Here is a 7,595-nt window from a genome sequence, read left to right as displayed (position 1 = left end):
ATGATTATTACCACTAATTAGATGTAAAGATTTTTCAGCCGAGCGGAGAGAGTGCTGGATCGATCTGGGGAATTCTCGATCGAATATCAAAAACTTGGCGATATCTGGCGGACTAATTCGGTGACAGGTTTTGCGATACATTTCATAAGCACTAACAGATTTTAATAACGCAATCCACTGCAATTCATCCAGTGGCGATCCGACTCCGCCAGGTAGCACTATAAAATATTTTACATCCAAAATTCGCGCTGTTTTATCAGCTCGTTCGATCGATCTGCCCATCCGTCCAAAATGCCAAGCCTCATTATGAGACATCGTAGCCGCCATCACTCCTGCAAATTGGTGACTAGCCATTTTCACTGCTTCAAAAAAGCTCGGTAATTCCGGTTGCGGATCTGCTTCGGCTGCTTCTTTTACCATAAAGTAGAAACTATTCACCTGTTCCCACATTTCTGAGGAGATTACTTCACGGATCGATCGAGCATTTTCTCGTGCAGATTGGAGGCAGGATAAAATTGAGTTATGATACTTTTCATCATAAGTCAGAAACCGCACGACGTTCTCAGCAGTAGCCACGCCATAGCGACTGCGAAATATTTCTAAATCTCCAGTAGTTAATACCAGTGGTTCCCATTGTTGGTCGTCAACGACGGCACTATCGAGGAGTAAATTGAGGTTGACATCGACAAATCTGGCGATGTTTTCTGCTCTTTCGATATAGCGATTGAGCCAATAGATTGAGTTAGCAACGCGACTTAGCATAGGATGAAGGCTTTAGGTTTTAGGTGTTAGGTTTTAGGGATTATTTCAACTTAAATTACTGCTCTCAAATTGTACCTGACGATATAAATCCGCGATCGCAATCTCTACCCCAATTGATTCTAGTAATAAACGATCGTCCAAATCGTATTCAGACAACACCCATTGATTATGCTCATTGCGTCGAAATACTTCCACTTTTGGACGATCGACTTGAACTAACACATATTCCTGTGACGATTGAAATTGACGATATCTCGCAAACTTTGCACCTCTGTCGATCGCTTCTGTCGAAGGTGATAATACTTCAATAATTAGACAGGGAAACTGGACAATCTGAGCATCATCATCGCCTTTATCGCAAGTCACCACCACATCGGGATAAAAATACTTTCGCCCTGGCTCTACTTGAACTTTGACATCAGCAATATACACGTCACAATCACGGTTTAGCAAAGCATCATCTAGCAGCTTAAACCAATTTCCTGAAATGCGATTGTGATTGCGAGTACCGCCGCTCATCGCGACTACTTCACCATCCCAATACTCATAACGATCTTCCTGCGTAGGTTCCCAGTCTAGATATTCGGTCGCGGACATGAATAATCGATCGGGTAAAGTAACCATAAGTCAATATTATCTGAACTGTGATTAGAATGATTTACTGATGGACTATGATTGGATGCTATAGGATAATCTTAGTTTCTTTATTAATCTGACAAATCATAGTTCAGAGATTCGATCGCCACTTTTTCCTTGATAATCGATAGAGACAATGTTCTCTGAGTGGATGCCCTACGGGAAGGCTAGGATGCTCGAATGTTTCAGCTTCACGATTCATCCCTAATCGTTCCATGACTGCACTAGATCTATGATTATCGATCGCGGTAAATGATACGATCTCTGGTAACTTCAGTCGATCGAATCCAACTTTCAACGCAGCTTGAGCCGCTTCTGTTGCGCAACGTTTACCCCAATATTCAAACGCCAATCGCCAGCCGATTTCGACACAGGGCGAAAATGGTAACTTTTTGGTTGGGATATGTAACCCGACAAAACCGATAAATTGTCGATCCTGTTTGAATTCTACTGCCCATAAACCCCAACCGCGTTCGGCTATTTTTGTCTGAGCGCGATCGATCATTGCGTCACTAGCGGCTCGATCTAATATACTAGGAAAAAATTCCATCACTCGCGGATCGGCGTTGAGTTGAGCAAAAGGTTCTCGATCTGATTCAATCCATTGGCGCAACCGGAGTCGCTCTGTTTCAAGTTCGATTAATTCTGCCATTTTTAATTTTAAAGTATTTATATTTATATTCAATCGATGAAAGTTAGATCTGCTACTCCTGATGATGTTTCACTAATTGTCTCGTTTATTCAAAAGAAATCTGAGTTTGACAGACATATTGGTACTTTTTCCGGAGTGTTGCGAGTATCTGAGGAAAAAGTAATCAAAACACTTTTTGGATCAATTCCATTTGCTTATGTTTTATTTGCAGAATCTTTAGATAGTGAAGTTGGCTTTGCTTTATATGGATTTAGATATTCATCATTTGCTGGACAACCAAGTATCTGGCTTGACGATCTATATGTAGATGAAAACATCAGAAGTCAGGGTACTGGTAAAGTGTTGATGGATCGATTGGCGGAAATTGCGAAGAAAAATGAATGTAGTCATCTGGCGTGGAATGCTGATGCTCGCAATATTCGGGGGCTGAGTTTTTATCATCACTTAGGTGCAGAAATTACAGAACAACATGGCAGTCGATGTTTTTTGAAATGGGTTCCTTAGATAAAAGAATAGAAATAATAAGGTGTGTAAATCGATAACATTACCGTAGCCACACCTTTCTTGAAAAGACATTAGAAAATACTACACCCGATCTAATCCCAGGGGGCAGGACGTTCTAACAAAGCTTTCAATGCTTTCAATTGTTGAGGATCTGGTGCAGCTTCTAGCTGTCTTTCAAATGCCTCAAATGTTGTATCATCGACTAAAAAGAATTTGCGATCGAGTAAAAAACTAGTTGCCTCAGTATAAGCAGCATCAAGGATAAATTCTGTCCGACTCTTGCCCTGAATCGCCGCAGCTCGATCGATCGCCTCTTTTTGCACTTCGCCTACTCGCAGGTTAATCGTGCCGCTGCGCCGCTCTGGCTGCTTGATTTTGTTGGTAGTCATAATTTTTATTAATTTAACAGTGCTGAAATTTTTTCGAGTGGATATATCAATAGCAACGGTTCGAGCTTGGACTCTTGAAATCCAAATCTAGTATAAAAACCTAGAGCTTCGGGCAAGCTGTGGACGATAATCGCCCGAATACCAATGATTTGTGCCGCTCCCGCAATCCGCAACACAGCATCTTTTAACAGCCCCGCTCCGATGCCTCGATTGCTCCATTCTTTATCTACCGCCAATCTGCCAATTATGCCCACAGGAATCGGATCTGGAGCATTGTGTCGTAAGGATCGGATTGCACTTTGACGAGCAACCGCACCAGCAGCAATGCTATAGTATCCGACAATCTGACCTTCTCTAGTGGCGGTGATATATGTCTTGGAAGCACCACTACTTTGGTTATTCCAGGAGTGTTTTTGCAGCCAATCATTCATTTCTTGATTGGTGCTGGTAAACGAGCTAAGGTTGTCTGAATCCGAGAGTAATCGTGGTTTGGTGAGATCGCTTGACATCTCCTTATTTTAGATTTTTGTATACACAATGTCAATACTCAAATCCTTAAGGCAATCTCTGAAGAAGCGTTCTACCTCACCACCCAAGTATCCTTAGTACCGCCACCCTGAGAAGAATTCACCACCAGCGAACCCTCCTTCAACGCTACCCGCGTCAACCCACCTGGATTGATATAAATATCCCGCCCATTGAGAATATACGGGCGCAAATCCACATGTCTCCCATCGATACCATCTGGGAGCAACGTTGGTACCCGCGATAAACACAGCGTCGGCTGGGCGATATAATTACGCGGATCTGCCGTAATCTTGGCTGCAAATTCGCTTCGCTCCTCCGCCGTTGATTTCGTCCCAATTAACATCCCATAACCTCCCGATTCGGCGGCGGCCTTGACGACTAATTTATCTAAATTCTCCAGTACATACTGGCGTTGCTTTGGTTCCCAACATTGATATGTCGGCACATTGGGGATAATTTGCTCTTCATCCAGATAGTATTTGACGATCGCAGGCATGTAAGCATACACCACTTTATCATCGGCTACCCCCGTACCTGGAGCGTTAGCGATCGCGACTCGCCCAGCCCGATAGACATCCATCAAGCCAGGTACTCCCAGCATCGAATCAGCCCGAAAAGTCAAAGGATCGATAAACTCATCATCGATGCGTCGATAGATTACATCTACCTGCTGCAAGCCTTTGGTGGTTCGCATTTTTAAAAACCCATCGGAGATCGTCAAATCTCGCGACTCAACTAACTGCACACCCATTTGTCGAGCTAGGAAGGAATGCTCGAAATAAGCGGAATTATAAATACCTGGAGTCAATACCACTACAGTAGGGTAGGGAATCGAGTCTGGAGCCAGATATAGCAAAGTTTCCAGCAACCGACTGGGATAATCTTCCACAGGCAGAATCTGCATCTTCTCAAATAGACGCGGAAAGGTAGACTTCATTACCCGCCTACCCTCTAGTACATAGGAAACCCCAGATGGACATCTAAGATTGTCCTCCAATACATACCAACTCCCATCTTTGTCGCGTACCAAGTCCGTACCCGTGATATGACACCAGATTCCCTGGGGTGGCTGTAAGCCCATACAAGGCTTGAGAAATCCCGTCGCTGAGTAAACCACATCTTGGGGAATTACCCCATCGAGAATAATCTGCTGCTTGCCGTAGATGTCACTTAAAAATAGATTGAGAGCATGAATTCGCTGCTTTAAACCCCGCTCTAATAATTGCCACTCTCGATCGCAAATCGTGCGCGGAATAATATCAAAGGGGAGAATCTTCTCGGTACCTCGATCGTCACTATAGACGTTGAAAGTCACGCCTGTCTTGAATAAGGTACTTTGGGCTAAGTTCTGATGTTGCCGTAGCTCAGAGAGAGAAAGGCTTCCAATTTTGTCAATTAGTGTCGTCGCAATCGATCGAGGTTTACCATCAGGTAAAAACAATTCATCGTAAAACTCACCAGGCTGATAACTGTCTATTTCCATATCTTCACACCAGATTAGACAACTATTTTGTTATCTTCTATAAATCCACTTTTTCACTCCCCAATAACTGTATAGTGCGATACGATTCGATCTTGTCGACCGGCACAAAAGTTTAAGCAATAAAACTAGTGCTACTAAAACCAGACTTTCTCGACTTTTGCCATTTGAGACTCTCTTCCAAGAGAGTCTCAAATGGCTGCTCTGACTTACTTGTTATCAAAGCTTTCGCGCCGCTAGGCGGTCGAGAGCAAATCTCTCAACTGATTACAGTGCAAAGATTTGGGATTAAACCCGTTCGCGTAGCGTCGCCGCTGGCGAATCGCCAAACAGGAACAGTCAGGTTTAATATCAGCCAAATTTATTGAACTCTTACTGCCGCCCAAACGAAGCAAACTCGTAAATGGCAAAAGTCGAGTTCAAGAAGTCGGGTTTCTGCACAGAGATTGCTATATCTCAGTCGATCGATCCAAAGCAACGCTCGATCGAAGTTCCTCATTCCAACCTCGGCAATTTCTCAGCATAAGATTGCATGATAGTAGGATATACATCCCCGTTATTCTTAGATATACCAAATCACCGTTTAGATCGCCGCAGTGGGAGCATTGTTAGCATATCGCTGCTATCGATCGTGGTTGTGTATATTTTCCAGCAAGGGATCATCTCTAAGTCTCTAACTAATTTAAGTGTTGCTCAATTGCCGTTTTCCACTATCAAAGTCTAGTATTTAACGGTGTAAACAAAGAGACTATTCAGATAAAAATCGGGATTCGGGATTCGGGAATACTTTCGTAACTTGCGCAGCTTAGTACTAGTACTTATTTTTGCGCGGCCGCATTTTTTGTAAACATTTTACCCTGCGGACATGGGTAAATTACTTAATATCTGCTGATAATCTTTAGGCGTATCAATATCGATCGATCCTTGCGGAAAATCAATAGTTGCGGTGGCATTTGGGTGATTTTTAATTACTCTTTTGGCACCTTCGGCGCAATCTAATTTCAGCAGTTCTGGAAATAGCTGTCGATCGAATAAAGCCGGAACGCCGATTGTATTTCGATAGCTTGACGCAACGATCGATTGATGAGTCGTGGCATAGATCGATCGCAGTTGCCGAATTATTTGTACTGACACAAATGGTTGATCGCACAGCAGCAGAATAGCAGCGTTCACATCCATATTCCGATCGAGTAATGCTTGAATACCCGTGCGGATTGACGATCCCATCCCCGTTTGCCATTCAGGATTATTGACTATTTGCACTGGTAAATCGATGATTTCAGCCTGCATTCGATCGCTAGATGCACCCAATACAATGATAATTGGATCGCAATCAGCAGCGATCGCTGTCTCAGTAATCGATCGCAATAAACTTCTTCCTTGCCATTCCAATAATTGTTTGGGTGTGCCCATCCGAGTGGAGGCACCTGCGGCGAGGATGACAGCAGCAATCTGACTATTGTGGGAATCGATCTGCATAAGTTATCACATATGGGATTGAAATCCTACCACCACCTGGATCATGAACAAAAGGTATCCCGATCTAAATTAAATGGTAAATGGATCGAAGCTTACCGCTGTTTCAAGAAACCCGCAGGACGATCGGTAATCACCGCCTGAATTTCGGCAATGATGGCGATCGCAATTTCTTCTGGTGTTTCCGCGCCAATATCTAGACCGATTGGTGCGTTTAGCCGCTGAGATTGTTCGGGCGTAATAACTAAATCTTGGAGCAGTTTAGCCGTGCGTTGACGCGCTCCGAGTAAGCCAATATATCGGGAGGGAGTAGCTAATAGGCTCCGCAAAATTTCCAAATCGTCGAGATAATTGTGAGTCATCACCACAGCAATTGTCTGTGGGCTGATTTTAACTTGAAGATCGATTGTCTCTCGGCGTGCCAGGATAATTCGATCGACCATCGGAAAGCGATCTGATGTGGTTTCTAGCGATCGACAATCCACAATCGTCAGTTGCCAGCCCAAGGCTTTTGCAAACTGAGCGAGGGGCAAAACATCGCGCCCTGCACCAAAGATCGTCAAATGGGGTACCGGTTGAATAACTTCGATCGAGACATCTGCTTGTCCTAGCTGTAGGCAATATTGACGATGGATAGTAGTTTGCTGCTGCAATGCAATTTGGGCATCGGCGGCGATCTGTGTAGATAATTCAACATCTTCGATATTGCTGACAATTTCACCATCTGAATGCAGCATCAATCTCGCGCCAATTGGGACTGATGAGCTACCCGTCACTTGAAATACTGTCACCACAACGCCCGATTGTTCGCGATCGAAACATTCAGCAATAAAGGTGAGTGGATTGTGAGATCGATTCTCTTCCAGAGACGCTTCTGCGCAGGCAGAGGCTACGCCAACGCGAACGACTAAATGCTCAACCAAAACCGACACCACACCATCACAGCCGATCCCAAAACCCCATAGTAGATCCCCCTCCGTAGTAGTGTCATAGGTAATCACAAAGGGCTGATAAGGCGGAGTTTGTTGCTGCACATGGCACAAGATATCCTGTTCGAGACAGCCACCGCTGACCATCCCCGCAATTTCACCGCTACCTGCAATTAACATTCTGGCTCCAGTTTTACGGTAGGTAGAGCCTTGCGTCTGGACGACAGTGGCGAGGAATA

General features: G+C 44.2%; 10 protein-coding genes. 2 read left to right on the top strand and 8 right to left on the bottom strand.

The window, feature by feature from the left end; genetic code table 11:
* From RMO55_RS18420 to RMO55_RS18410, 3 genes are all read right to left on the bottom strand, one after another.
* The coding region (locus RMO55_RS18420; protein ID WP_310428990.1) for an alpha-E domain-containing protein at window positions 1–762 on the bottom strand (762 nt) is incomplete at its 3' end.
* A gap of 45 nt (window positions 763–807) precedes the next feature.
* Window positions 808–1,386 carry a Uma2 family endonuclease gene (locus RMO55_RS18415; protein ID WP_396134396.1) on the bottom strand — a complete coding sequence of 193 codons (579 nt, stop codon included), beginning with the start codon at window positions 1,384–1,386 and terminating at the stop codon, window positions 808–810.
* Window positions 1,387–1,489: 103 nt separating this feature from the next.
* A complete protein-coding gene (locus tag RMO55_RS18410) occupies window positions 1,490–2,050 on the bottom strand; it encodes a GNAT family N-acetyltransferase (protein WP_310428987.1) in 561 nt (186 codons plus the stop codon).
* Window positions 2,051–2,086: 36 nt separating this feature from the next.
* Between RMO55_RS18410 and RMO55_RS18405 the strand changes: the two genes are divergently transcribed.
* Window positions 2,087–2,554: a GNAT family N-acetyltransferase gene (locus tag RMO55_RS18405; protein WP_310428985.1), complete on the top strand. Its 468-nt coding sequence runs from the start codon at window positions 2,087–2,089 to the stop codon at window positions 2,552–2,554.
* 92 nt (window positions 2,555–2,646) lie between these two features.
* Here the strand turns inward: RMO55_RS18405 and RMO55_RS18400 are convergent, their stop codons facing one another.
* The 3 genes from RMO55_RS18400 to RMO55_RS18390 form a co-directional block, all read right to left on the bottom strand.
* Window positions 2,647–2,943 carry a DUF1778 domain-containing protein gene (locus tag RMO55_RS18400; protein WP_310428983.1) on the bottom strand — a complete coding sequence of 99 codons (297 nt, stop codon included), beginning with the start codon at window positions 2,941–2,943 and terminating at the stop codon, window positions 2,647–2,649.
* Window positions 2,944–2,951: 8 nt separating this feature from the next.
* The gene (locus RMO55_RS18395; RefSeq protein ID WP_310428981.1) at window positions 2,952–3,452 is read right to left on the bottom strand and encodes a GNAT family N-acetyltransferase; all 501 of its coding nucleotides are present in this window, start codon (window positions 3,450–3,452) and stop codon (window positions 2,952–2,954) included.
* Window positions 3,453–3,523: 71 nt separating this feature from the next.
* Window positions 3,524–4,954: a circularly permuted type 2 ATP-grasp protein gene (locus tag RMO55_RS18390; RefSeq protein ID WP_310428979.1), complete on the bottom strand. Its 1,431-nt coding sequence runs from the start codon at window positions 4,952–4,954 to the stop codon at window positions 3,524–3,526.
* Between the two features lie 400 nt (window positions 4,955–5,354).
* Here RMO55_RS18390 and RMO55_RS18385 point away from each other — a divergent pair, with 400 nt between their 5' ends.
* Window positions 5,355–5,477 (top strand): hypothetical protein, encoded by a 123-nt coding sequence (locus RMO55_RS18385; protein ID WP_310428977.1) that lies wholly within the window; start codon window positions 5,355–5,357, stop codon window positions 5,475–5,477.
* Window positions 5,478–5,803: 326 nt separating this feature from the next.
* Here the strand turns inward: RMO55_RS18385 and RMO55_RS18380 are convergent, their stop codons facing one another.
* Both RMO55_RS18380 and RMO55_RS18375 read right to left on the bottom strand, forming a co-directional pair.
* The gene (locus RMO55_RS18380) at window positions 5,804–6,430 is read right to left on the bottom strand and encodes a nucleotidyltransferase family protein (protein ID WP_310428975.1); all 627 of its coding nucleotides are present in this window, start codon (window positions 6,428–6,430) and stop codon (window positions 5,804–5,806) included.
* Between the two features lie 92 nt (window positions 6,431–6,522).
* The coding region (locus RMO55_RS18375) for an XdhC/CoxI family protein (RefSeq protein WP_310428973.1) at window positions 6,523–7,595 on the bottom strand (1,073 nt) is incomplete at its 5' end.

The organism is Chamaesiphon sp. VAR_48_metabat_135_sub, assembly GCF_031418915.1.
GTDB lineage: Bacteria > Cyanobacteriota > Cyanobacteriia > Cyanobacteriales > Chamaesiphonaceae > Chamaesiphon.
This window is presented reverse-complemented; position numbering and strand designations above follow the sequence as displayed.

What these genes read in the sequence shown, in the direction of transcription:
- RMO55_RS18415 (WP_396134396.1), bottom strand. Translation starts at nt 1,386, where the DNA reads ATGGTTACTTTACCCGATCGATTATTCATGTCCGCGACCGAATATCTA.
- RMO55_RS18410 (WP_310428987.1), bottom strand. Translation starts at nt 2,050, where the DNA reads ATGGCAGAATTAATCGAACTTGAAACAGAGCGACTCCGGTTGCGCCAA.
- RMO55_RS18405 (WP_310428985.1), top strand. Translation starts at nt 2,087, where the DNA reads ATGAAAGTTAGATCTGCTACTCCTGATGATGTTTCACTAATTGTCTCG.
- RMO55_RS18400 (WP_310428983.1), bottom strand. Translation starts at nt 2,943, where the DNA reads ATGACTACCAACAAAATCAAGCAGCCAGAGCGGCGCAGCGGCACGATT.
- RMO55_RS18395 (WP_310428981.1), bottom strand. Translation starts at nt 3,452, where the DNA reads ATGTCAAGCGATCTCACCAAACCACGATTACTCTCGGATTCAGACAAC.
- RMO55_RS18390 (WP_310428979.1), bottom strand. Translation starts at nt 4,954, where the DNA reads ATGGAAATAGACAGTTATCAGCCTGGTGAGTTTTACGATGAATTGTTT.
- RMO55_RS18385 (WP_310428977.1), top strand. Translation starts at nt 5,355, where the DNA reads ATGGCAAAAGTCGAGTTCAAGAAGTCGGGTTTCTGCACAGAGATTGCT.
- RMO55_RS18380 (WP_310428975.1), bottom strand. Translation starts at nt 6,430, where the DNA reads ATGCAGATCGATTCCCACAATAGTCAGATTGCTGCTGTCATCCTCGCC.